This window comes from Haloferax sp. Atlit-48N, from assembly GCF_003383015.2.
Taxonomy (GTDB): Archaea; Halobacteriota; Halobacteria; order Halobacteriales; family Haloferacaceae; genus Haloferax; species Haloferax volcanii.
On sequence record NZ_CP137689.1, the window covers coordinates 96,939 to 117,279 of the forward strand.

Sequence of the window (20,341 nt, forward strand, 5' to 3'; positions counted from 1 at the left end):
GACTGCCCGCTGACCTGACCGCGGACCGCCGTCTCCCCCGCCGCTCGCCGCCCGCGACTCAGCCGTCGTCGCGAACCGCGTCCCAGCCGGGGGTTTCGGGCGCGCCGCGAGCGACTTCGACCTCGTCGGGGCCGGGCGCGTCGCCGGCCGCGCTCCCGAGGCGACCGGCGACCGCGTCCCACGCGGCGACCGCTTCGCCCGCCCACGACTCGCTTTCGAGCGTCTTCGCACGCGCCCGCGAGGCGCGGTCGTCGTCGACCTCGGTCGAACCGGGGTGCGACCCGACCGCGACGCCGACGAACTCCGCGCGGTCTTCGGGCGTCAGTTCGCGGGTTTTGAGGTGGTCGATAGTCCCCGCCAACCGCTCGGGCTCCGGGTGGACGAACAGTTTCGCGCCGAGGGCGTGGGGGCCGAGGAGCAGGCCGTGAAGGTCGTCCGGGGCCGCGTCGTCGAGCAGGCGCTCGCCGCCGTGGTGTCGCTCGACGCGCTCGCACTCGGTCTCCTGTTCGAGGACGAGGTTGTGCCCGGGGTACTCGGCGCACTCGTCGGGATAGAACTCGGTGTCGTGGATGCGGCACTGGAGGGTTTCGGGGTCGAGAAACGCGCAGGCGCGGAGCCACGTCCGTTCCAGTCCGAACGGCGCGACGGGCTTCGGCGGCTTGCGCATGCCGACGAAAAAGGCCGGCTTCCCGTCGACGGCCGCGAGTTCGACGCCGTCGATTTCGACGCCCTCGCCCGGCGGCGCTTCCCACAGCCGCGGGGAGAGAGCACTGCCGAACCCGGCCTCGACGAAGTCGCGAACCTCGTCGCGGGTCAGCGGGACGAGGTTGTAGGTGTCGTCGAGCGGCGCGCGCGGCCCGCGACGCTCGTGGTCGAGCGCGGCCGGCGCGACCGGTCGCCAGTCGATACAGCAGCCGGCACAGCCTTCGCAGTCGACGCGCATGGGACGAAAGTTATACGCCAACCGACAAGAACCTCTCGCCGGGTCGGCGGCGCCGGCCGATTGCGTTTCCGCCGACGCGGCGGGGCGCTTTTGCCGCCTCGGCTCTTCGGTTCCCTCATGACCTCCGAACCGTGCGACGCCTGCGGGAAGGGCGTCCGCATCGCCGGCGGCATCGGCGACCTCTGGAACTTCCCCACCTCCTCGTCCGGCGGGATGACGCTGGAACTCGTCGACGGCTCCGAGCACTTCCTCTGTTTCGACTGCATGGAGCGACTCCCGGGCGACCGCGAACCGACGGCCGAGGACGTGGCGGCGCTTTAGGCTCCGATTTCTCGGCCTTGTCGATGCCGCGACCGCACCCCGGAGCGGTGGATTTAGGCCCGTCCGAGGACTCCATCGACCGTGGACCCGTCGCGCATCATCGACTCGTTTCCGGCCCCCAGTTTCCGCGGCGCGCAGGAACAGGCCCTGCGCGACATCCGCGACGCCTTCGCCGACGGCAACGACGTGGTCTTGGTCCGCGCGCCGACCGGAAGCGGCAAGTCGCTTCTCGCCCGCGCCATCGCGGGGTCGGCGGCGACCGTGGACGAGACTTCGCCCGCGCAGGCGACCGACGCCTACTACACGACCCCGCAGGTGTCGCAACTGGACGACGTGGCCGAAGACGACCTGCTTTCGGACCTCAAAATAATCCGCGGCAAGTCCAACTACAACTGCATCATCCGCGGCGAGGAAGACACGCCGGTCGACCGCGCCCCCTGCGCCCGCAAGCGCGGCTTCGACTGCTCGGTTCGGCACCGCTGTCCGTACTTCTCCGACCGCGCCATCGCCTCGAACCGCCAAATCGCGGCGATGACGCTCGCGTACTTCATGCAGACCGCCGGCTCCGACGTGTTCCGAAAGCGCGACGTGGTCGTCGTCGACGAGGCTCACGGACTGGCCGAGTGGGCCGAGATGTACGCGACTATCGACCTGAAACCCCGGACCGTCCCGGTGTGGGACGACATCGGCGTCCCCGACGTGGCGGCCGCGGGCGACCCCGTCGAGCGCGCCTCGCGCTTCGCGGAGACGCTCGTCGGCGTCTGCAAGCGCGAGAAAGACGAGCTGCTGACGAAGTCCGAACTGACGCCCGAGGAGGCCGCCCGCCGCGACCGCTTACAGGAGCTCATCGGCGAGCTGAACTGGTTCGTGGAGGACTACCGCGACCCCCAGAGCCCGACGACGTGGGTCGTCGACCAGCACGACGGCGAGGGGTCGCCCATCGCCATCAAGCCGCTCGACCCCGCGAAGTACCTCAAACACACCGTCTGGGACCGCGGAAACAAGTTCGCGCTCCTGTCTGCGACCATCCTCAACAAGGCGGCGTTCTGCCGCTCGGTCGGTCTCGACCCCTCGAAGGTCGCGCTCGTGGACGTCGAGCACACCTTCCCCGTCGAGAACCGGCCGCTGTACGACGTGACGCGGGGGAAGATGACCTACGAGCACCGCGACGAGACGCTGCCCAAAATCGCCCGCCTCGTCGTTCGCCTGATGGCGAAACATCCCGACGAGAAGGGGTTGATTCACTGCCACTCGTATGCGATTCAGGCGGAGCTTCGCCGCCGACTCGCCGAGATGGGCCTCGGCAACCGCGTCCGCGGCCACGACCGCGACGACCGAAACGCGGAACTGGAGACGTGGAAGGCGACCGACCGCCCGGAGGTGTTCCTCTCGGTGAAGATGGAGGAGGCGCTGGACCTGAACGGCGACCTCTGTCGCTGGCAGGTGCTCTGCAAAGCGCCCTACCTCAACACGAACGACTCCAGAGTCGCCCGTCGCCTCGAAGACGGCCAGTGGGCGTGGTACCGCCGCGCCGCCCTCCGAACCGTGATTCAGGCCTGCGGCCGGGTCGTGCGCGCGCCCGACGACTACGGCGACACTTACGTCGCCGACAGCAGTCTGCTGCAACTGTTCGACAAGACGCGGACCGACATGCCCGACTGGTTCGCGGCGCAGGTCGACCGGATGACGAACCCCGACCTCCCCGAGTTCGACCCCGTCGCGGCGGGCGGCCGCGGGAGCAACGCGGGCAACGCAACCGGCGGGACCGCGAATCTCGGCGGCTCGACGGGTCGGTCGCGAGGAGCGTCGGGTCCCGGCTCCGACTCGCGGCGCGACTCGACTCGCGGTTCGAGGTCCGCTGGGAGTCGCGCGGGCGGCTCCGGCGGTACGTCGTCCGGCGGTTCCGACGGCCGCGAGACCGGCGGCTCGGACGGGAGCGCTGACGACAGCGGCCGGAGCAATCACCCGCTTTCCGACGTGTGGGGCGAGTGATTACAGAATGACACTGGCCGCGGAGAACAGCGTCGACCCGATCATGAGCGCGACGAGCGTCAACGCGAGGAACTGCTGTCTATCCATGGGTGTGGGTCGGTCGGCCGGTAATTAACGTTTCTGAACCGGTTCCCACGAGTGATAACCCCGCCCGACAGTCGGTGCCATCCTCACGATGTCATGCCATCACATCTCGTTTGTCCGGCAAAAATCGCCATAGTGTCCAGGAGAGTCGCCGCCTCCGCCACGTTTCCTCAATGATTGTTAATGCGTTTAACCGTTTAGAGAGTGTAGATGGGGAATAGAGCAACGTTTGTAAAGCTATATTTCCACTAACTTTGTCTTTGATACGCTTTCTCACGAAATAGTTAACACCAATGCCCCTGAATGGTGGAGTATCGGTCATGCACACCAACGCACTCGCCACGGCGATGACACTGTATCGTAGTGGGGCACTCACACTCTCGCAGGCGGCCGCTCGCTCCGGCTACTCCGAAGACGACCTGCTCCTCGCCCTCCAGCGCCACGGTGTGCCCGTGCACGAAGACGACGCTCCGGCCGCGTCCCTCTCGGCTGACCGGCCGGCCAGCGCCGACTGATTCTGCTTCGTCGTTCGATTATCGCCCGTCTCTTAGCGACCGCTCTCTGGGCGCTCTCGCTGGCTCGGACCGCGAGTCGTACAAATCGAAAACGACGATTTCGTCGTGTTCTGCCTCTCTCCTCGCCGCTTCTCGCTTACTCCTCGTCGTCGTCGACGACTTCCTCGGGGAGGATGTGCAGCCCCGACGGGCTCTTGAGGACCGGCACCATCGACGCGTCGGGGTCGAAGTAGTCCGGCCGCGGGATGGTCTTCGCCTCGTACGTCTCGGGGTCGAGCACCTGTACGGCGTGTTCGTCCTCGACGGTGACGACGGTGGTCTCCGCCGCGTCCTCGACGGAGCCGAGGTCTTCGGCCTCGGGTCGTTCGCCCTCCTCGAACTCCGATTCGTAGAGGTCGCCGGAAGTGAGCCGCGTTCCTTTGAGTCGGCCGCGGTTGCTCCGCACGAGGACCGGCCCGTCGCCGTCCTCGGGGTCGATGACGTCGCCGGCGGTGTACCGCGGGAGGCGGGCGACGAACGTGACGCGGTAGACCTCGTTGCCGTCGCCGTCCTCCGTGACGAGCGTCGGGTGCTCCTCGATGGTGCCGCCGAAGCGCTCGCGAATCTGCTTCGCGACGCCGCTTCCCATCTGGTTGGTCGATATCTTGATGTTCGGGCCGTCGGGCGTCCGATTCACCTCCGTGATGAAGGCGTTGCGGTCGCCTTTGTCCTCGCGTTCCGCGATGTAGGACTCGGCGATTTCGATGGCCGTCTCGGCCTCCTCGGTCGTCGGCGTCCGGTCGTCGGCGCGGACCTGCACGAGGCTGGCGAAGTAGCCGCCGGCGATGCGGCCGCAGCGCTGGCACGTCTCGCGGGCGATGCTCACCGGGACGACGATGGACTCCTCCAGCGGCGTGCCGCGGACGACGCCCGAGAAGTGGCAGTGCATCCGGATGTTGTTCTCGTCGACCTGCTCGGGCTCGACGCCCCAGCGGACCTCCTCGGCGTTGAGGTGGACGCCCAGGGAGTTCGATACCTCCTCGATGGCGATGTCGGTGTAGTCGCGCGCGCCGACGTCGACCCATCGGTTGCCCCGGTGAATCGCGCCGCACTGCGCGCAGACGCGGACCTGCACCTCGTCGGGCGCGTCCACGAGGTCGAAGTCCTCGAAGTAACACGAGTCGCAGAGCACGTCGTCGCGCTCGCGCGGCATCCCGGGGAGCGGTTCCGGTCGCTCCGGAACCGGGTCGCCGCACCGAGGGCAGAAGTCGCGGGATTCGCTCATTGACGGCTCTAGTCCGTTCGACCGCTTAAGTTCGGCGTCACGGCGCGCCGGTGAACCTCGGCCGTCAGCAACTCGCCTCAGTGCTCGCCCGCCCCGTCGCGGAGGTACGTCGCGGCCTCCTCGTCGGACACCTGCGCGAAGTCGCGGTAGAACGCGCCGACGGCCCCGAACGTCTCCGGCGACTCGACCGCGACGACCGCGTCACACTCGGCTTCGAGTTCCGAGAGCGTGTGCGGCGGGCCGACCGGGACCGCGAGAACGACGCGCTCTGCGCCGCCGGCGGCGACCTGACGGAGACACGCCCGGGCGGTCGCACCCGTGGCGACGCCGTCGTCGACGACGACCACGCGCTTTTCGGCCACGTCGGGAAGCGGGTCGCCGCCGCGGTACAGCGACACCTTCTCTCTGGCCGCCTCGGCCTCGCGCTCGCGCTCGCGGTCGAGGTAGTCCTCGCCCACGTCGAGGTACGAAAGCAGGTCCTCGTTCCACCACGCGCTCCCGTCGCCGGCGACCGCCCCCACGGCGAGTTCGGGGTTGTCCGGCGCGCCGACCTTGGAGGCGACCACCACGTCGAGCGGCGCTCTGAGGCGGTCTGCGACCTCCCTACCGACGGGGAGACCGCCCCGCGGGATGGCCAACACGAGGTCCGCCGTCTCTTCTCGCTCGTCGAGCAGGTCCGCCAGCCGGCGGCCCGCGTCTTCCCTATCGGCGAACATGTCACCCGGAGCTACGCGCTCCGGCGGCAAAACGGTATATCCCGATTCTTCACGACTGGGGCGGTCGCGTGCGAGGGCTTCGCACTCCAACAGCGTTTATTAGCCGGATTACTAATCACGTGGTATGAACTGGAAACCGGACTGGGGACTTCGCGGGCGGATGGCGCTCACGATGTTCCTCCTGTTCGCCCTCTACATCGTCTTTGCAGGCCTGTTGGCATGGTACTTCGACGGCCTGTTCATCATGGCGGGGGTCATGGGCGTCTTCCTCTTCGCGCAGTTCTTCTTCAGCGACAAAATCGCGCTGTACAGCATGGGCGCGAGCGTCGTCGACGAGGACGACGGCCCGCAGGCGCGGAAGCTCCACGCGATGGTCGGCCGGCTCTCTCAGCAGGCGGACCTCCCGAAACCGAAGGTCGCCATCGCCGACACGCGCGTCCCGAACGCCTTCGCCACGGGGCGCTCCCAGAAGAGTTCGGCCGTCTGCGTCACGACCGGCCTGATGGAGACCCTCGACGACGACGAGTTGGAGGGCGTCATCGCCCACGAGCTCGCGCACGTGAAGAACCGCGACGTGATGGTCATGACCATCGCGTCGTTCCTCTCCAGTATCGCCTTCCTCATCGTCCGCTGGGGCTGGCTCTTCGGCGGCGACGACAACCGCCAGAACGCGCCGGTCATCGTCGCCATCATCGCGTCGCTCGTCGTCTGGATTATCTCGTACCTCCTGATTCGGGCGCTCTCGCGCTACCGCGAGTACGCCGCCGACCGCGGAGCCGCCGTCATCACCGGCCGCCCCTCGGCGCTGGCGTCCGCACTCCTCAAGATTTCGGGCCGGATGGACAACGTCCCGAAGCGCGACATGCGCGACACCTCGGAGATGAACGCGTTCTTCATCATCCCCATCAAGTCCGACTTCATCGGTCGCCTGTTCAGCACCCACCCCTCCACCGAGAACCGCGTCGAGCGCCTCCGCGACCTGGAGCGCGAGATGGAGACCGCCTGAGTTCCGATGGGGCTGTTCGATTCATTCCGCGCCATGCTCGGCATCAGCGCCGAGTCCGACGCGACCACGAAAGCGGACCCCGAGGACCTCTTCGGGATGAGCACGGCGTACCTCACGATGGAGGCCGACCTCCGGTTCGACTCGGCCGACGAGGCGGCGCTGTGTTTCTCCTCGGTCGATAGCACCGACTTCGCGGACACCGTCGACGCCGTCGAAGACATCCTCACCGCCGGGAGCGAAGAGACCGGGACCGAGTTCAGCCGCCACACCGACGGCCACGGCTACAACTGGGTCGTCCTCGCCGACGACGACCCCGAGGACCTCGTGACGAGCGTCCACTTCGCGGCCGACGAGTTCATCGAGCGCGGCTACGGCTCGCGCCTGCTCGCCGCCCTGTTCGGCTTCGAGCGCGACGGCGACCGCGCCTACTGGATTTACTCGTTCCGCCGCGGCGCGTACTATCCCTTCGCCCCGCAGGGCACCTCCTCGCGGAATCAGAGCCTGGAGTTCAAACTCGAATCCGTCCTCGACGGCGAACTGGAGATAGAGGGCGACGAGAGCTACTGGTACCCGCTGTGGCCGTCGACGCCGAACGGCCATCCGTGGGAGTAAGGCGACGGGTCGCTCTTCGTTCGCTCAGCGCCCGTACAAGAGATACGAGAACCCCATAAACGCGAACACAGCGCCGAAGAAGAAGACGAAGAGGACGCCTGCCAACGTCTCGTACGGTCCGAGCGCCGCCGTGGCGACCCCGCCAACGAGTGCGCTCCCGATGACGAGGAACGCGCCGGTTTGCCACTCTTCGATGAACTCGACGGCGGTCTTTTTCGACATATGTTGATTATTTCTCACTTCTGGTAAAACGTTACTGGTGGCCGGCGTGGTTCGTCTCCCGACTTGAAACTCCGTCAGACGCTCGTCACCGACCCCCCTCCGTCCCCCATTTTCACTTTCACCCTGCTGTTAACGAGGGTTTATGAGGGTATAGGCGGAACGACTGGGTATGGCAGAAGACGACCTCGAAAGTCTCCCCGGCGTCGGCCCGGCGACGGCCGACAAGCTCACCGACACCGGCTACGACAGCTATCAGTCCATCGCGGTCGCCAGCCCCGGCGAGCTATCGAACAAGGCCGATATCGGCTCCAGTACGGCCTCCGACATCATCAACGCGGCCCGCGACGCGGCCGACGTGGGCGGCTTCGAGACCGGCTCGATGGTCCTCGAACGACGCCAGCAAATCGGCAAGCTGAGCTGGCAGATTGACGAAGTCGACGAACTCCTCGGCGGCGGCCTCGAAACGCAGTCCATCACCGAGGTGTACGGCGAGTTCGGTGCCGGGAAGTCCCAGATAACCCACCAGCTCGCGGTCAACGTCCAGCTCCCGCCCGAACTCGGCGGTCTCGGCGGCGGCTGTATCTTCATCGACTCCGAGGACACGTTCCGCCCCGAGCGTATCGACGACATGGTCCGCGGCCTCGAAGACGAGGCGCTCGAAGCGACGCTCGAAGACCGCGAGATGGAGGGCTCCATCGACGACGAGGAGACGATGCAGGCGCTCGTCGACGACTTCCTCGACAAGATTCACGTCGCCAAGGCGTTCAACTCCAACCACCAGATTCTCCTCGCCGAGAAGGCCAAGGAGCTCGCCGGCGAGCACGAGGACACCGAGTGGCCGGTCCGCCTCCTCTGTGTCGACTCGCTCACCGCTCACTTCCGCGCCGAGTACGTCGGCCGCGGCGAACTCGCAGAGCGCCAGCAGAAGCTCAACAAGCACCTCCACGACCTGATGCGCATCGGCGACCTGTTCAACACGGGCATCCTCGTGACGAATCAGGTCGCGTCGAACCCCGACTCCTACTTCGGCGACCCGACCCAGCCCATCGGTGGCAACATCCTCGGCCACACCTCGACGTTCCGCATCTACCTCCGCAAGTCCAAGGGCGACAAGCGTATCGTCCGCCTCGTGGACGCGCCGAACCTCGCCGACGGCGAGGCCATCATGCGCGTACAGGACGCCGGTCTCAAGCCCGAGTAAGCCGTCGCTCGGTCGGCCGCTCAATCACTCGCTCGGCCGGCCGACTTCACACGACTCCGCGGTCCCCGTTCCCCCACACTCTCCGTCTCACTCCACTCCATTCCACCCCTCCCCACCCCACCACATTCTCCCCTTCGTCTCGTCCCCCGAGCGACCGCCCCGTCTCGCGGTTCTCACAATGTTGGAAACAGATTGCAATACTATCCCGTCGGCGGCCCACCGTTTAGGTAGGTGAACTCCATGACGCACCGAATCGTAGTCGTTGGCGGTGGCACGGGTGGGACGGTCGTTTCGAACCGTCTCGCCGAGGAACTCGAATCGGAGATAGACGACGGCGACGTGGAGGTAACGCTGGTCTCCGACGATACGAAACACGTCTACAAGCCGGTGTTCTTGTACGTCCCGTTCGGAGTCGCGGAGCCGGACGACGGCGTCCGCGACCTGCGGGACCTCGTCGACGAGCGGGTGGACATCGTCACCAACCGCGTCCGCCGGGTCGACACCGACGAAAAGCGCCTCTACTGTCAGGACGGCGACGAGGAACTCGACTACGACACGCTCGTCCTCGCGACCGGCGCGAAGCTCGACCCCGACGCGGTTCCCGGCTTCCGGGAGGGCGCACACCACTTCTACAACGCCGATGGGGCCGAACGGCTCCGCGACGCGCTCGCGGAGTTCGAGGGCGGTCGCCTCGTGTTGAGCGTCGTCGGGACGCCCCACATGTGCCCGGCCGCGCCGCTCGAATTCACGTTCATCGTGGACGACTGGCTCCGGAGCCGCGGGCTGCGCGAGGACACGGACCTCGTCTACACCTACCCGATGGAGCGGAGCCACGGGAAGCCCGAGGTCGCGGAGTGGGCCGACCCGATTCTGGCCGAACGGGGCGTCCGCGTCGAGACCGACTTCGTCGTCGACGCCGTCGACCCGGACGAACGGGTCGTCTCGGCGGAAAGCGGCGCGGAGGTGGACTACGACCTGTTGGTCGGCATCCCGCCGCACCGCGGTGACGAACTCATCACCGACTCCGGCCTCGGTGACGCCGGCTGGGTCGACGTGGACCAGCGGACCCTCCGCGCGACCGCCGCCGAGGACGTGTACGCCATCGGTGACACGGCGGCGCTGCCCATCCCGAAAGCCGGGAGCGCGGCGCACTTCCAGGCCTTTGCGGTCGCGGAGCGCATCGCCGCGGAGGTCCGGGGTCGCACGCCGACGAAGCGCTACGACGGCAAGACCGTCTGCTTCGTCGAGACCGGCCTCGACGAGGCGTCGTTCGTCTCGTTCGACTACGAGACGCCCGCGACGATGCGCCAGCCGTCGAAGCCCGTCCACTGGGCGAAACACGCGTACAACGAATCGTACTGGCTGACCGCCAGGGGGATGCTCTGAGGTGAGACCAATGCAGGACCACGAACCAACCACGACGACAGAACAGCAGGTGCCCGACGAACTCGTACGGGCCATCGAGAACAACCCCGAGGAGGTCGCGCTCCTCGTCGAGCGGATGGGTCTCGTCAACGACCTCATCGACGTGCTCGAACTCGGCGTCGGCGCGCTCGACGACGAAATGGTGCGGTCGCTCGCGCGAACCGGCACCTCCCTCGCGGAAGTCGCAGACGACGCTTCCGACCCCGACACCGTCGCCGGGATGAAGCGCCTGCTCCGCGCCGTCGGCGACGCGGAGGAGGCGGAGGCGACGCCCGTGGGCGCGGTCGGCCTCCTGCGGGCCACTCGCGACCCCGAGGTCAAGGCGGGGCTCGGCTACCTCGTCGCGCTGGCGGCGGCGCTCGGCGCGGGGACGGACGAAGAATAACTCGAATCGCGTTCGGTTCGCCGTGCCGCTGCCGGCCGAAGTCGGCCGAAGCCGGCTCAGTCGTCGCCGTCTTCGGTCTTCGTTTTCTCGATTTCTATCTCGCCGTCGTGAATCTTCGCGCCGTCCTGTGCGACCTGTCGCGCGAGGACGGCGCACTTGATTCGCATCGGCGAGATGTCGACGCCGAGCATCTCGGTGATGTCGTCGGTGTCCATCGCTTCCAGCTCCGAGAGCGTCGTGCCCGGCAGTCGCTGGGTGAGCATGCTCGCGGACGCCTGACTGATGGCGCAGCCATCGCCGGAGAACGCGACGCGCTCTATGGTCTCGCCGTCGTCGGCGAGCTGCACGTCCATCGTAATCGTATCGCCGCAGGAGGGGTTCTCCCCGGTGTGGGTGAACGTCGGCGACTCCAGCCGACCGTGGTTCCGGGGGTTCTTGTAGTGGTCCATTATCTGCTGACGATACATGTCTGAGCCAATGCCCATTGGTGTTCGTCGGGGGTACGCCCGAGCGCCGTAAAAGGATTCCGGGGCCGGCGATTCGGCCGAATTCGTCGCTTACGTCGCGTCGGCCGTTGACGCGTCTTCGGCCGCCGGCGCGTCGTACTTCGTCCACTTCTTTTCGACGTCGCGGTTGGCCACGACGACGGTGTCGCCCTCGTCGCTCTCGAAGCGTGTCTTTCGGAGTTCGATGGAGCTGACCGTCCCCGTCACCGGGTCCGATTTCACGCGGTCGCCGGGGTTGAAATCGGGGTCCCGAAGTAGGTAGACGCCCGCCACCGTGTCGGCTATCATGTTCGACAGCGCGTAGGAGACGCCCAGCGCGACGAAGCCGGTCGCGGTGCCGAGGCTCGCGGCGACCTCGGTCATGCCGACGATGTTCAACAGCGCGAGCGCCGCGCCGAACCACAGGAACACGCCCGCGACGGCGACGCCGAGTTCGACCACGAGGTCCTGTTCTTCGGGGTACAGCCCGTCGAGCACGCCCCGGACGACGAACAGTATCGCCCTGATGCCGACGTAGGCGAGCGCGAGGAAGACGACCGCCGTGAGCACCTTCGGCGCGGCGTCCTGCACCGCCGTCCCGAACTCCGCGACGGTCTCCCGGAGCGTCTCGACGAGGAAGCCGGTCAGCGATTGAAGCATACGCTCCGACGACGTGTCAGCGGGACAAAGGTATTTGGGGGCGGCCGGGCGGGAAAAAGGGGAACGCGGCCGTACTCAGGCGAACTGTTGGTTCGCGAAACGGTTCGCTCTCAGGCGAACAGTTCGCGGGCCGTATCGATAGCGTCGACCAGCGCGTCGACTTCCTCTCGCGTATTGTAGATGTAGAACGACGCCCGCGTCGAGGCCGCTGCGCCGAGTTTGTCGTGGAGCGGCTGGGTACAGTGGTCGCCGGCGCGGATGGCGACGCCCTGTTCGTTGAGGATGCTGGAGAGGTCGTGGGCGTGGACGCTGTCGAGGTTGAACGCGACGAGGCCGCCGCGGTCGTCGCCCGGCGGGCCGTAGATTTCGATGTCGTCGAACTCGGTGAGGCGGTCGTAGGCGTACTCCGCGAGCAGTTCCTCGTGGGCCTGGACGTTCTCCATGCCGATGTCGTCGAGGTAGTCCACGGCCGCGGCGAAGCCGACGCCCTGCGCGATGGGCGGCGTGCCGGCCTCGAACTTCCACGGGAGGTCCTCCCACGTGGAGTCCTCGTAGGTGACGCTCCGAATCATCTCGCCGCCGTAGAGGTACGGCCCCATCTCGTCGAGGATGTCGCGCTTGCCGTAGAGCGCGCCGATGCCGGTCGGGCCGCACATCTTGTGGCCCGAGAAGGCGAAGAAGTCGGCGTCGATGGCCTCCACGTCGACGGGGCGGGTCGGGACCGACTGCGCGCCGTCGACGAAGATGTACGACCCGACTTCGTGGGCCATGTCCGCGAGTTCGGAGACCGGGTTGACGGTTCCGAGGGTGTTCGAGACGTGGACGACCGAGACCATCTTCGTGGAGTCGTCGATGAGCTCCTTCGCGTGCTCCATGTCGAGGCGGCCGTCGTCGTCGACGCGGATGTAGCGCACCTCAGCGCCGGTCTTCTTGGCGATTTGCTGCCACGTGACCAGCGAGGCGTGGTGTTCCATCTCGGTCATGACGACCGAGTCGCCCGGCCCGAGTTCGTCGAGGCCCCACGCGTAGGCGACGAGGTTCATCGACTCGGTGGTGTTCTTCGTGAAGACGACCTCCTCGCGGCCGCCGGACGCGCCGATGAACTCCGCGACGCGGTCGTGGGCGTCCTCGTAGGCGACCGAGGCCTCCTGGCTCAGATGGTGGATGCCGCGGTGGACGTTCGAGTTGTAGCCGTGGTAGTAGTCGACGATGGCGTCGACGACCTGTTCCGGCGTGTGGCTCGTCGCGGCGTTGTCGAGGTAGACCAGCGGCGTGGTGTCGTCGTCGTGTTCACCCGGCGTCGAGATGTCGCCGCCGACCTTCCGCTGGAGGATGGGGAAATCCGCGCGGATGGCGTCGACGTCGACGGGGTACGACTCCTGCACTCTCATTGGTTTGAGTTACCCCCGTAGGCACAACACGTCTTCGGTCCGCACGCGGCGCTGCAACCGATTTCGGTTTCGTCAGCCGGCAACTGTGGCCGGTGACGGTGACGCGACGGCGACGCAACGGCGACGAGGACAGCGACCGCGGCGCGGCGGGGACGTGTCGGCTCCCCACCCGAACGAATCAAGTAGCTCACGTTCGTTTGTGTAACAATGTCGCACGTCACCTCGTCCTCGCTCGCGTTTTCGAGCCTCGACGCGCTTCCGACGCAACTCGCGATTCTGGACGAGGACGGCGTCATCGTCTACACCAACCGCGCGTGGCAGGAGTTCGGCAACGAACACGGCTATCAGGGCGACAGTAGCTCCGTCGGCATGAACTACCTCGGCGTCTGCGACCTCAGCGCCGACGCCGACGCGACGACGGCCAGCGAGGGCATCCGCGCCGTCATCGACGACGACAGAGACGAGTTTTCCTTCGAATACCCCTGCGAGACGCCCGAAGAGCGCCTCTGGTTCACCATGCGGGCGACTCGATTCACCGACGACGGCGAGACGTACGTTCAAATCGCACACCTCGACATCACCGACCGGAAGCGCGCGGAACTGGAGGCCGAAGAGAAGGCCGAGCGCCTCCGGAACCTCGCGCGGATGCTCTCGCACGACCTCAGAAACCCGCTTTCGGTCGCCGTGGGCTACGTCGAATCGCTCCTCGACGACGTGGTCGCCGCCGACGGACTCGAACAGGTCGCCGGCGCGCTCGACCGGATGGACGACATCATCACCGACGCGCTGGTGTTGGCCCGCCACGACGCGGTCGAGGAGCTCTCGACCGTCGACCTCGAAACGCGCGCGACGACCGCGTGGGAGCACGTCGACACCGGCTCGGCCGACCTCGTCGTCGCCGACACCGTCGAGTTCCGTGCGGACCCGAGTCTGTTGGGACACGTGTTCGAGAACCTGTTTCGGAACGCCGTGGAACACGGTTCCACGGGCAGTCGGGATACTCCCGACGACGCTGTCGAACACGGTTCCACGGGCAACCAGACTGCGTCTGGTGACGCCGTCGAGCACGGCGCGAGCGACGACCTGACCGTGACGGTCGGCGTGCTCTATGGCGACGCGGACGAGACGGGGTTCTACGTCGAGGACGACGGCGTCGGCATCCCCGCGGAGGAGCGCGACGAGGTGTTCGAGGCCGGCTACACCACGGGTGAAGAAGGGACGGGACTCGGCCTGTCAATCGTCGCGCAGGCCGTTCACACGCACGACTGGGATATCGACGTCACCGAGGCCGAAAACGGCGGCGCTCGTTTCGAGATAACGGGCGTCGAGCGCCCGGCGTAACGTACCGGCGCGGAAGCGCGGAGCACACCGATTTTCGACGGCGGCTCAGCGGAGCCAGAGCAGTTGCGCGTGGAGCGTGCCGTCGACTTCGAGGACGGTTTCCTCGTCTACGAGGCCGGCGTCGATGGCGACCGAGACGGACTCCTCGCCGACGATGTTGGCGACGGTCGCGCGGGTGAGGCTGTCCACGACGGCGTCTTCGTCGGCGGTCTCGGCCTCGTCGCCGCCGTAGAAGTCCTCCGTCACGTCCAGCGAGACGCCGTCGTCGGTGTAGGTCTCGCCGATGCAGTCGGGGTCGCAGACCGAGACGAGGAGCCCCTCGGGGGTCTCCCGCTCGCGGAGGAGCATCTAGTACTCCTCGACGAGTTCCGCTTCGGCCTGCTCGCGGAGGTCGTCGGCCTGCTGCTGGGCCTGTTCTGCTTCCTCGTCGCGCCCGAGTTCTTCGAGCGCGCGCGCCTTCTCCTCGTGGACGCCGGGGGTGCGCATCCCGAGGCGGATGGCGTTGTCGAAGGCGTTGACGGCGTCCTCGTTGAGGCCGCGCTCGTGGAGGAAGAAGCCGCGGTTGTACCACGCCTGCGGGAACCGCGGGTCGAGTTCGACGGCGCGCTCCGCGTGGTCGAGCGCGTCGGCCGTCTGGCCGGACTCCCACAGCGCGTACGCGAGGTTGGTGTGGGCCGTCGCGGCGTGTTCGCTGTCGTCGTCGAGTTTGAGCGCCTCCCGGTAGGAGCCGATGGCCTCGTCCCACTCTTCGAGTTGGCCGTGGGCCGCGCCCTTGTTCACCCACGCTTCCTGGGCGATGTCCTCGTCGTCACCGGCGAACCGAGCGACGCGCTCGAACGCCTCGGTGGCTTCCTCGAAGCGGTTAATCTGCATGTACGAGAGCGCCACGTCGAGCAGTTTCTCGACGTCGACGTCCTCGGGGTCGATGTTCCGCTGGTCGAGGATGTCGGTCAGGACGCGCGAGTCGACCGGGTCGACCTTCGTCGGGTCCACCGAGAGTTCGGGCGGGTCGAGCGAGAAGTCGGAGTAGTCCTCGTCGAACCCCTGCCCTTCCGAGAAGCGGTGGGGTCGCTTGCCGTCGTCGGTCATATAGCCGCGCTTGGGCGTCACGGCGGTTAAACGCTGCGTCAGCGGGACGACACCGACCGCTTTTTAGCCTCCCGCGGGCGAGCGTCTCCGAATGTCCGCGCCCCCGACGACGGTCGTGTCGTTCGTCCGGCACGCCCACGTCCCGTCCGTCTCCGACGCCGAGCGCACCCCCGGCCTCTCGCGTCACGGCCGCCGCGACGCCGCGCGCGTCACCGCCCGCCTCGCGGACCTCGCGGACGTGGTCGCCACCAGCCCCGCCGAGCGCGCCCGCGCGACCGTCGAGGGCGTCGCCGACGCGGCGGACGCCCCGCTCATCGTCGACGACGACCTCAGAGAACGCGAACTCGCTGACTCACCCATCGAAGACTTCGACGAGGCCGTCGAACATCTCTGGGCGAACCCGAACGCGTCGCACCCCGGCGGCGAGTCCCACGCCGAGGCGCAGGCCCGCGGCGTCGCCGCCGTGGACCGCCTCGTCGAGGCGTACCCCGACCGCCACGTCGTCGTCGGCACCCACGCCACGCTCATGGCGCTCGTGTTCAACGCCTACGACCCGCGCTACGGCCGCGAGTTCTGGACGGGGCTGACGACGCCCGACGTGTACGAGGTGACGTTCGTGGGCGGCGAGGCGTTCAGCATCGCCCGGACGTGGACGCCCGAGGAGGACGACCGCGCCGACGCCGACCGCGACCCGGCGGAACGTTAACGTCCGGTTCGGGTCAACCACCTGCCATGCGTTGCTTTCTCGCCGTCGACCTCCCCGACTCGCTCGCGGCGGGCGTCGCCGCGGTACAAGACCGGCTCTCGGACGCGGACGGGCTTCGGTTCACCGACCCCGAGAGTGCGCACGTCACCCTGAAGTTCCTCGGCGAGGTGGCGCCGGACCGCGTCGGAGCGGTGGAGGATGCGGTCGAATCGGCCGTCGACGCCGCCGGGGTCGGCCCCTTCGACGCCTCGGTCGACGGGCTGGGCGTCTTTCCCTCGCTCGACTACATCCGGGTCGTCTGGCTCGGCGTCGACGACGGCGGGGCCGAGTTGACGCGGCTCCACGAGGCCATCGAGCGCGAGACGACGGCACTCGGCTTCGACCCCGAAGACCACGAGTTCACGCCGCACGTCACGCTCGCCCGCATGGACGACGCCCGCGGGAAGGACCTCGTGCGGCGCGTCGTCGGGGGTGAGTCACCGACGGTCGGGTCGTTTCGCGTGCGCGAGGTACGCCTGAAGAAGAGCGACCTCGGCCCCGACGGCCCCGAGTACGAGACGGTGGCGCGGGTCTCGCTGTGAGGCGCGTCAGTCGTCGGTCGGTCGGCCGCCCGCGACGCCGACCCCCGCGGAGAGCCGCGTTTCAGCCGATTCGGGCGTGCGGACGCCCCTCACACGCCCGAAACTCGAAGGAACAAGATTTTATGCGGAGGATGGAAAGTACAGCCCACTATGGGTAAGAAGTCGAAGTCCAAGAAGAAGCGTCTGGCGAAGCTCGAACGCCAGAACAGTCGCGTCCCCGCGTGGGTCATGCTCAAGACGGACATGGAAGTCACGCGAAACCCCAAGCGTCGCAACTGGCGGCGGAGCAACACGGACGAGTAAGCAATGAGCGCAAACGACTTCGAGGAGCGCGTCGTCACCGTCCCGCTCCGAGACGTGCAGGCGGTTCCGGCACACGAACGCGCGGGCCGCTCGATGACGCTCATCCGCGAGCACCTCGCGAAGCACTTCAAGGTCGACACCGAGAACGTGCGTCTCGACACGCAGATCAACGAGGACATCTGGGCGCACGGTCGGCAGAGCCCGCCGAGCAAGTTCCGCGTCCGCGCCGCGCGTTTCGACGAGGACGGCGAGTCGGTCGTCGAAGCGGAACCGGCCGAGTAAACGGTGCTTCGCGCCTCCTTCGCCGGTTCGTCCTACATCGGCGTCTTCGCTCGCGCGACCGACGACGCGCTGTTGGTCCGCCCGGACGCCGACGACTCGCTCGCCGAGCAGATGGCCGAGGAACTCGACGTGCCGCTGGTCAAGACGACCGTCGGCGGGTCGGGAACGGTCGGTGCGTTAGCGACGGGTAACGAGAACGGTCTTCTCGTGTCGAGCCGCGCCACGTCCCGCGAGAAGGAGGCCCTCACCGACGCCGTGGACCTCCCGGTCTACGAGCTTCCCGGTCGCATCAACGCCGCCGGCAACGTCGTGCTTGCGAACGACTACGGCGCGTACGTCCACGCGGAGCTCTCCGACGAGGCCGTCGCGGCCGTCGAGGAGGCGCTGGAGGTCCCCGTCGAACGCGGCGACCTCGCCGACGTTCGAACCGTCGGGACGGCGGCCGTCGCCAACAACCGCGGCGTCCTCTGTCACCCGAAGTCGCGCGAACCCGAACTCGAAGCGCTCGAAGCGCTGCTCGACGTTCGCGCCGACATCGGCACCATCAACTATGGCGGACCGCTCGTCGGCTCCGGCCTCGTCGCCAACGACGAGAGCTACGTCGTCGGCGAGGACACGACCGGCCCGGAGCTGGGTCGCATCGAAGACGCCCTCGATTACATCGACTGAGGGCCTCGCGTCCCCCCGTTTCTCGCTTCAGTTTCGCTCCGAGTAGGAAGACCTTTCCCGCTCGCCACCCGACCGACGTGCATGAGCCAGTTCATTATCACGGGCAGCTTCACGAGCCGTGGCGTCGTCCACGAGTTCACGAAGACTGTCGAAGCGCCGAACGAGAACGTCGCACAGGAACGCGCCTTTTCGCTCATCGGGAGCGAGCACGGAATCAAGCGCACGAAGGTCGAGCTCAACGAGGTGACCGCGGCATGATGGGCGGCGGTCAGCAGCAACTCCAGCAGCTCTCCCAGGAGCTTCAGGCGCTCGACGAGGAAATCGAATCGCTCGAAGCCGAAGTCTCCGACCTGAACGACGAGAAAGACGAGATCGACGAGGCGGTCGAGGCCATCGAGACGCTCGAAACGGGCTCGACGGTGCAGGTGCCCCTCGGCGGCGACGCGTATCTCCGCGCCGAAGTCCAGGACATCGACGAGGTCGTCGTCTCCCTCGGCGCGAACTACGCCGCCGAGCAGGAACAGAGCACGGCCATCGAGACCCTGCGACGCAAGCAGGACGCGCTCGACGAGGAAATCGCGAGCGTTCGCGGCCAGATCGAGGAGCTCGAAGAGGAGAGCGACGAGATCGAAGAGCAGGCGATGCAGGCCCAACAGCAGATGCAGCAACAGCAGATGCAGCAGATGCAGCAGATGCAGGGCGAGGGCGACGACGGCGACGACGAGTAAGGTAACCCCTACCCCCACCTCCTACTATTCAGATGTTCGACGGACTGAAGAAGAAACTCAACCGCTTCCGTAACGACGTTGAAGAGACCGCCGAAGAGAAGGCCGAGGCGGCCGCCGACGAGGCCGAATCCGACGCCGACGCGGAAGCGGAATCAGCACCAGCAGACGCGGACAACGCGGCGGTCGAACCCGAGGCGTCCGAACCCGCTGCTGCCGACCCGGACGCCGACGCCGTCGGCGACGCGGACGCCGGGTCCGAAGCCGACGCGGTCGACGCGGCCGACGCTCCCGCGGACGCCGAGTCGGCGTCTGCGGCGGTCGAAGCCGATGCCGATGCCGAATCCGAATCCGCGGCGACCCCGGAGCCGGATTCCGAGGTCGACGCCGGCGCGGACACGGGCGACGAGCCGAGCGGCGAGCCGACGGCCGACGAGGTCGAACCGCGCGAGTCGCTCGCCTCCGACGCCGCGAAGGCGGCGCTGACCGAGGAAGACGAAGACGATTCGTCCGGTCCGGGGCGGCTCCGCCGCGCCGCCGCGTTCGCCACGGGGAAGGTCGTCATCGAGGAGGAAGACCTCGAAGATCCCCTCTGGGAGCTCGAGATGGCGCTCCTCCAGAGCGACGTCGAGATGCAGGTCGCAGAGGAGATTCTCGAGACCATCCGCGAGAAGCTCATCGGAGAGACGCGAAAGCAGGTCGAGAGCACCGGCCAGCTCGTCTCCGAGGCGCTCCACGACGCGCTGTACGAGGTCATCAGCGTCGGGCAGTTCGACTTCGACCAGCGCATCGCCGAGGCCGACAAACCGGTCACGCTCATCTTCACCGGCATCAACGGCGTCGGGAAGACGACGACCATCGCCAAACTCGCGAAGTACTTCGAGAAGCAGGGCTACTCGACGGTGCTCGCCAACGGCGACACCTACCGCGCCGGCGCGAACGAGCAGATTCGCGAGCACGCTGAGGCGCTCGACAAGAAGCTCATCGCTCACGAGCAGGGCGGCGACCCGGCGGCGGTCATCTACGACGGCGTCGAGTACGCCGAGGCCCACGACATCGACATCGTCCTCGGCGACACGGCCGGTCGGCTCCACACCTCGAACGACCTGATGGCGCAGTTGGAGAAGATAGACCGCGTCGTCGGCCCGGACCTCACCCTCTTCGTGGACGAGGCCGTCGCCGGCCAGGACGCGGTCGAACGCGCCCGGCAGTTCAACGACGCGGCCGCCATCGACGGCGCGATTCTGACGAAGGCCGACGCCGACTCCAACGGCGGCGCGGCCATCTCCATCGCGTACGTGACGGGCAAGCCCATCTTGTTCCTCGGCGTGGGGCAGGGCTACGACCACATCGAGAAGTTCGACCCCGAGCAGATGGTCGAGCGCCTGCTCGGTGAAGACGAGTAATCGGACTCGGTCCGTCG

At 67.4% G+C, this 20,341-nt stretch carries 26 protein-coding genes; 17 read left to right on the plus strand and 9 right to left on the minus strand.

Annotation, left to right across the window (positions count from 1 at the left end; all coding sequences use genetic code 11):
• Positions 1–58: 58 nt before the first annotated feature.
• Entirely contained in the window at positions 59–943 is an 885-nt protein-coding gene (locus tag DEQ67_RS00485) for a YkgJ family cysteine cluster protein (protein WP_115891723.1), read from the minus strand.
• A 117-nt stretch (positions 944–1,060) separates the two neighbouring features.
• Between DEQ67_RS00485 and DEQ67_RS00490 the strand changes: the two genes are divergently transcribed.
• The 3 genes from DEQ67_RS00490 to DEQ67_RS00500 all read left to right on the plus strand — a co-directional run bounded on the left by DEQ67_RS00490 (position 1,061) and on the right by DEQ67_RS00500 (position 3,855).
• Complete coding sequence (locus DEQ67_RS00490; RefSeq protein WP_004045177.1) at positions 1,061–1,264, plus strand: DUF7561 family protein; 204 nt, start codon at positions 1,061–1,063, stop codon at positions 1,262–1,264.
• Between the two features lie 81 nt (positions 1,265–1,345).
• Entirely contained in the window at positions 1,346–3,256 is a 1,911-nt protein-coding gene (locus DEQ67_RS00495) for a helicase C-terminal domain-containing protein (protein ID WP_115891724.1), read from the plus strand.
• Between the two features lie 404 nt (positions 3,257–3,660).
• Positions 3,661–3,855, plus strand: coding sequence for a DUF7317 family protein (locus DEQ67_RS00500; protein WP_004045182.1), 195 nt, complete (start codon positions 3,661–3,663; stop codon positions 3,853–3,855).
• A gap of 136 nt (positions 3,856–3,991) precedes the next feature.
• Here DEQ67_RS00500 and DEQ67_RS00505 read toward each other — a convergent pair whose 3' ends face one another.
• On the minus strand, positions 3,992–5,119 hold the full coding sequence (locus DEQ67_RS00505; protein ID WP_006600825.1) for a 60S ribosomal export protein NMD3: 1,128 nt from the start codon (positions 5,117–5,119) through the stop codon (positions 3,992–3,994).
• A 77-nt stretch (positions 5,120–5,196) separates the two neighbouring features.
• A complete protein-coding gene (locus DEQ67_RS00510) occupies positions 5,197–5,835 on the minus strand; it encodes a phosphoribosyltransferase (protein ID WP_115891725.1) in 639 nt (212 codons plus the stop codon).
• Positions 5,836–5,959: 124 nt separating this feature from the next.
• On the opposite strand from DEQ67_RS00510, the gene htpX reads away from it, so the two are divergent.
• The gene (gene htpX / locus DEQ67_RS00515) at positions 5,960–6,841 is read left to right on the plus strand and encodes a zinc metalloprotease HtpX (protein ID WP_004065738.1); all 882 of its coding nucleotides are present in this window, start codon (positions 5,960–5,962) and stop codon (positions 6,839–6,841) included.
• A gap of 6 nt (positions 6,842–6,847) precedes the next feature.
• On the plus strand, positions 6,848–7,453 hold the full coding sequence (gene pspAB, locus DEQ67_RS00520) for a PspA-associated protein PspAB (protein ID WP_004065731.1): 606 nt from the start codon (positions 6,848–6,850) through the stop codon (positions 7,451–7,453).
• A gap of 24 nt (positions 7,454–7,477) precedes the next feature.
• Here the strand turns inward: pspAB and DEQ67_RS00525 are convergent, their stop codons facing one another.
• Positions 7,478–7,675, minus strand: a complete 198-nt coding sequence (locus tag DEQ67_RS00525) for a hypothetical protein (protein ID WP_004065729.1) — start codon at positions 7,673–7,675, stop codon at positions 7,478–7,480.
• 169 nt (positions 7,676–7,844) lie between these two features.
• Between DEQ67_RS00525 and radA the strand changes: the two genes are divergently transcribed.
• From radA to DEQ67_RS00540, 3 genes are all read left to right on the plus strand, one after another.
• On the plus strand, positions 7,845–8,876 hold the full coding sequence (radA, locus tag DEQ67_RS00530) for a DNA repair and recombination protein RadA (protein WP_115891726.1): 1,032 nt from the start codon (positions 7,845–7,847) through the stop codon (positions 8,874–8,876).
• 240 nt (positions 8,877–9,116) lie between these two features.
• Positions 9,117–10,262, plus strand: a complete 1,146-nt coding sequence (locus DEQ67_RS00535; protein WP_006600821.1) for an NAD(P)/FAD-dependent oxidoreductase — start codon at positions 9,117–9,119, stop codon at positions 10,260–10,262.
• Between the two features lie 10 nt (positions 10,263–10,272).
• Positions 10,273–10,686, plus strand: coding sequence for a DUF1641 domain-containing protein (locus DEQ67_RS00540; protein WP_115802009.1), 414 nt, complete (start codon positions 10,273–10,275; stop codon positions 10,684–10,686).
• Between the two features lie 56 nt (positions 10,687–10,742).
• Here DEQ67_RS00540 and sufU read toward each other — a convergent pair whose 3' ends face one another.
• From sufU to sufS, 3 genes are all read right to left on the minus strand, one after another.
• Entirely contained in the window at positions 10,743–11,171 is a 429-nt protein-coding gene (gene sufU / locus DEQ67_RS00545) for a Fe-S cluster assembly sulfur transfer protein SufU (protein ID WP_004045199.1), read from the minus strand.
• Between the two features lie 72 nt (positions 11,172–11,243).
• Positions 11,244–11,831 carry a mechanosensitive ion channel domain-containing protein gene (locus DEQ67_RS00550; protein ID WP_115802010.1) on the minus strand — a complete coding sequence of 196 codons (588 nt, stop codon included), beginning with the start codon at positions 11,829–11,831 and terminating at the stop codon, positions 11,244–11,246.
• Between the two features lie 110 nt (positions 11,832–11,941).
• Positions 11,942–13,216 (minus strand): bifunctional cysteine desulfurase/selenocysteine lyase SufS, encoded by a 1,275-nt coding sequence (gene sufS, locus DEQ67_RS00555; RefSeq protein WP_008607835.1) that lies wholly within the window; start codon positions 13,214–13,216, stop codon positions 11,942–11,944.
• Between the two features lie 213 nt (positions 13,217–13,429).
• On the opposite strand from sufS, the gene DEQ67_RS00560 reads away from it, so the two are divergent.
• Positions 13,430–14,563: a PAS domain-containing sensor histidine kinase gene (locus DEQ67_RS00560; RefSeq protein ID WP_115891727.1), complete on the plus strand. Its 1,134-nt coding sequence runs from the start codon at positions 13,430–13,432 to the stop codon at positions 14,561–14,563.
• A gap of 45 nt (positions 14,564–14,608) precedes the next feature.
• Here DEQ67_RS00560 and DEQ67_RS00565 read toward each other — a convergent pair whose 3' ends face one another.
• Positions 14,609–14,911, minus strand: a complete 303-nt coding sequence (locus tag DEQ67_RS00565) for a DUF424 domain-containing protein (RefSeq protein ID WP_004065714.1) — start codon at positions 14,909–14,911, stop codon at positions 14,609–14,611.
• Positions 14,912–15,652: a tetratricopeptide repeat protein gene (locus DEQ67_RS00570; RefSeq protein ID WP_006600818.1), complete on the minus strand. Its 741-nt coding sequence runs from the start codon at positions 15,650–15,652 to the stop codon at positions 14,912–14,914.
• A 91-nt stretch (positions 15,653–15,743) separates the two neighbouring features.
• On the opposite strand from DEQ67_RS00570, the gene DEQ67_RS00575 reads away from it, so the two are divergent.
• The 8 genes from DEQ67_RS00575 to ftsY all read left to right on the plus strand — a co-directional run bounded on the left by DEQ67_RS00575 (position 15,744) and on the right by ftsY (position 20,324).
• Positions 15,744–16,358: a histidine phosphatase family protein gene (locus tag DEQ67_RS00575; protein ID WP_115891728.1), complete on the plus strand. Its 615-nt coding sequence runs from the start codon at positions 15,744–15,746 to the stop codon at positions 16,356–16,358.
• 26 nt (positions 16,359–16,384) lie between these two features.
• Positions 16,385–16,939, plus strand: a complete 555-nt coding sequence (gene thpR, locus DEQ67_RS00580) for an RNA 2',3'-cyclic phosphodiesterase (protein ID WP_008605908.1) — start codon at positions 16,385–16,387, stop codon at positions 16,937–16,939.
• 150 nt (positions 16,940–17,089) lie between these two features.
• Positions 17,090–17,242: a 50S ribosomal protein L39e gene (locus tag DEQ67_RS00585; protein ID WP_004045214.1), complete on the plus strand. Its 153-nt coding sequence runs from the start codon at positions 17,090–17,092 to the stop codon at positions 17,240–17,242.
• 3 nt (positions 17,243–17,245) lie between these two features.
• Complete coding sequence (locus tag DEQ67_RS00590; RefSeq protein WP_115802014.1) at positions 17,246–17,524, plus strand: 50S ribosomal protein L31e; 279 nt, start codon at positions 17,246–17,248, stop codon at positions 17,522–17,524.
• A 3-nt stretch (positions 17,525–17,527) separates the two neighbouring features.
• Positions 17,528–18,193: a translation initiation factor IF-6 gene (locus tag DEQ67_RS00595; RefSeq protein WP_004045218.1), complete on the plus strand. Its 666-nt coding sequence runs from the start codon at positions 17,528–17,530 to the stop codon at positions 18,191–18,193.
• Positions 18,194–18,274: 81 nt separating this feature from the next.
• The gene (gene rpl18a / locus DEQ67_RS00600) at positions 18,275–18,451 is read left to right on the plus strand and encodes a 50S ribosomal protein L18Ae (protein ID WP_004045220.1); all 177 of its coding nucleotides are present in this window, start codon (positions 18,275–18,277) and stop codon (positions 18,449–18,451) included.
• Entirely contained in the window at positions 18,451–18,921 is a 471-nt protein-coding gene (pfdA, locus tag DEQ67_RS00605; RefSeq protein WP_004045222.1) for a prefoldin subunit alpha, read from the plus strand. The genes rpl18a and pfdA overlap by 1 nt, the downstream gene beginning before the upstream one ends.
• Positions 18,922–18,953: 32 nt before the next feature.
• Positions 18,954–20,324 (plus strand): signal recognition particle-docking protein FtsY, encoded by a 1,371-nt coding sequence (ftsY, locus tag DEQ67_RS00610; RefSeq protein ID WP_115860657.1) that lies wholly within the window; start codon positions 18,954–18,956, stop codon positions 20,322–20,324.
• Positions 20,325–20,341 lie beyond the last annotated feature (17 nt).

What these genes read in the sequence shown, in the direction of transcription:
- DEQ67_RS00485 (WP_115891723.1), bottom strand. Translation starts at nt 943, where the DNA reads ATGCGCGTCGACTGCGAAGGCTGTGCCGGCTGCTGTATCGACTGGCGA.
- DEQ67_RS00490 (WP_004045177.1), top strand. Translation starts at nt 1,061, where the DNA reads ATGACCTCCGAACCGTGCGACGCCTGCGGGAAGGGCGTCCGCATCGCC.
- DEQ67_RS00500 (WP_004045182.1), top strand. Translation starts at nt 3,661, where the DNA reads ATGCACACCAACGCACTCGCCACGGCGATGACACTGTATCGTAGTGGG.
- DEQ67_RS00505 (WP_006600825.1), bottom strand. Translation starts at nt 5,119, where the DNA reads ATGAGCGAATCCCGCGACTTCTGCCCTCGGTGCGGCGACCCGGTTCCG.
- DEQ67_RS00510 (WP_115891725.1), bottom strand. Translation starts at nt 5,835, where the DNA reads ATGTTCGCCGATAGGGAAGACGCGGGCCGCCGGCTGGCGGACCTGCTC.
- htpX (WP_004065738.1), top strand. Translation starts at nt 5,960, where the DNA reads ATGAACTGGAAACCGGACTGGGGACTTCGCGGGCGGATGGCGCTCACG.
- pspAB (WP_004065731.1), top strand. Translation starts at nt 6,848, where the DNA reads ATGGGGCTGTTCGATTCATTCCGCGCCATGCTCGGCATCAGCGCCGAG.
- DEQ67_RS00525 (WP_004065729.1), bottom strand. Translation starts at nt 7,675, where the DNA reads ATGTCGAAAAAGACCGCCGTCGAGTTCATCGAAGAGTGGCAAACCGGC.
- radA (WP_115891726.1), top strand. Translation starts at nt 7,845, where the DNA reads ATGGCAGAAGACGACCTCGAAAGTCTCCCCGGCGTCGGCCCGGCGACG.
- DEQ67_RS00535 (WP_006600821.1), top strand. Translation starts at nt 9,117, where the DNA reads ATGACGCACCGAATCGTAGTCGTTGGCGGTGGCACGGGTGGGACGGTC.
- DEQ67_RS00540 (WP_115802009.1), top strand. Translation starts at nt 10,273, where the DNA reads ATGCAGGACCACGAACCAACCACGACGACAGAACAGCAGGTGCCCGAC.
- sufU (WP_004045199.1), bottom strand. Translation starts at nt 11,171, where the DNA reads ATGGGCATTGGCTCAGACATGTATCGTCAGCAGATAATGGACCACTAC.
- DEQ67_RS00550 (WP_115802010.1), bottom strand. Translation starts at nt 11,831, where the DNA reads ATGCTTCAATCGCTGACCGGCTTCCTCGTCGAGACGCTCCGGGAGACC.
- DEQ67_RS00560 (WP_115891727.1), top strand. Translation starts at nt 13,430, where the DNA reads ATGTCGCACGTCACCTCGTCCTCGCTCGCGTTTTCGAGCCTCGACGCG.
- DEQ67_RS00565 (WP_004065714.1), bottom strand. Translation starts at nt 14,911, where the DNA reads ATGCTCCTCCGCGAGCGGGAGACCCCCGAGGGGCTCCTCGTCTCGGTC.
- DEQ67_RS00570 (WP_006600818.1), bottom strand. Translation starts at nt 15,652, where the DNA reads ATGACCGACGACGGCAAGCGACCCCACCGCTTCTCGGAAGGGCAGGGG.
- DEQ67_RS00575 (WP_115891728.1), top strand. Translation starts at nt 15,744, where the DNA reads ATGTCCGCGCCCCCGACGACGGTCGTGTCGTTCGTCCGGCACGCCCAC.
- thpR (WP_008605908.1), top strand. Translation starts at nt 16,385, where the DNA reads ATGCGTTGCTTTCTCGCCGTCGACCTCCCCGACTCGCTCGCGGCGGGC.
- DEQ67_RS00585 (WP_004045214.1), top strand. Translation starts at nt 17,090, where the DNA reads ATGGGTAAGAAGTCGAAGTCCAAGAAGAAGCGTCTGGCGAAGCTCGAA.
- DEQ67_RS00590 (WP_115802014.1), top strand. Translation starts at nt 17,246, where the DNA reads ATGAGCGCAAACGACTTCGAGGAGCGCGTCGTCACCGTCCCGCTCCGA.
- rpl18a (WP_004045220.1), top strand. Translation starts at nt 18,275, where the DNA reads ATGAGCCAGTTCATTATCACGGGCAGCTTCACGAGCCGTGGCGTCGTC.
- pfdA (WP_004045222.1), top strand. Translation starts at nt 18,451, where the DNA reads ATGGGCGGCGGTCAGCAGCAACTCCAGCAGCTCTCCCAGGAGCTTCAG.
- ftsY (WP_115860657.1), top strand. Translation starts at nt 18,954, where the DNA reads ATGTTCGACGGACTGAAGAAGAAACTCAACCGCTTCCGTAACGACGTT.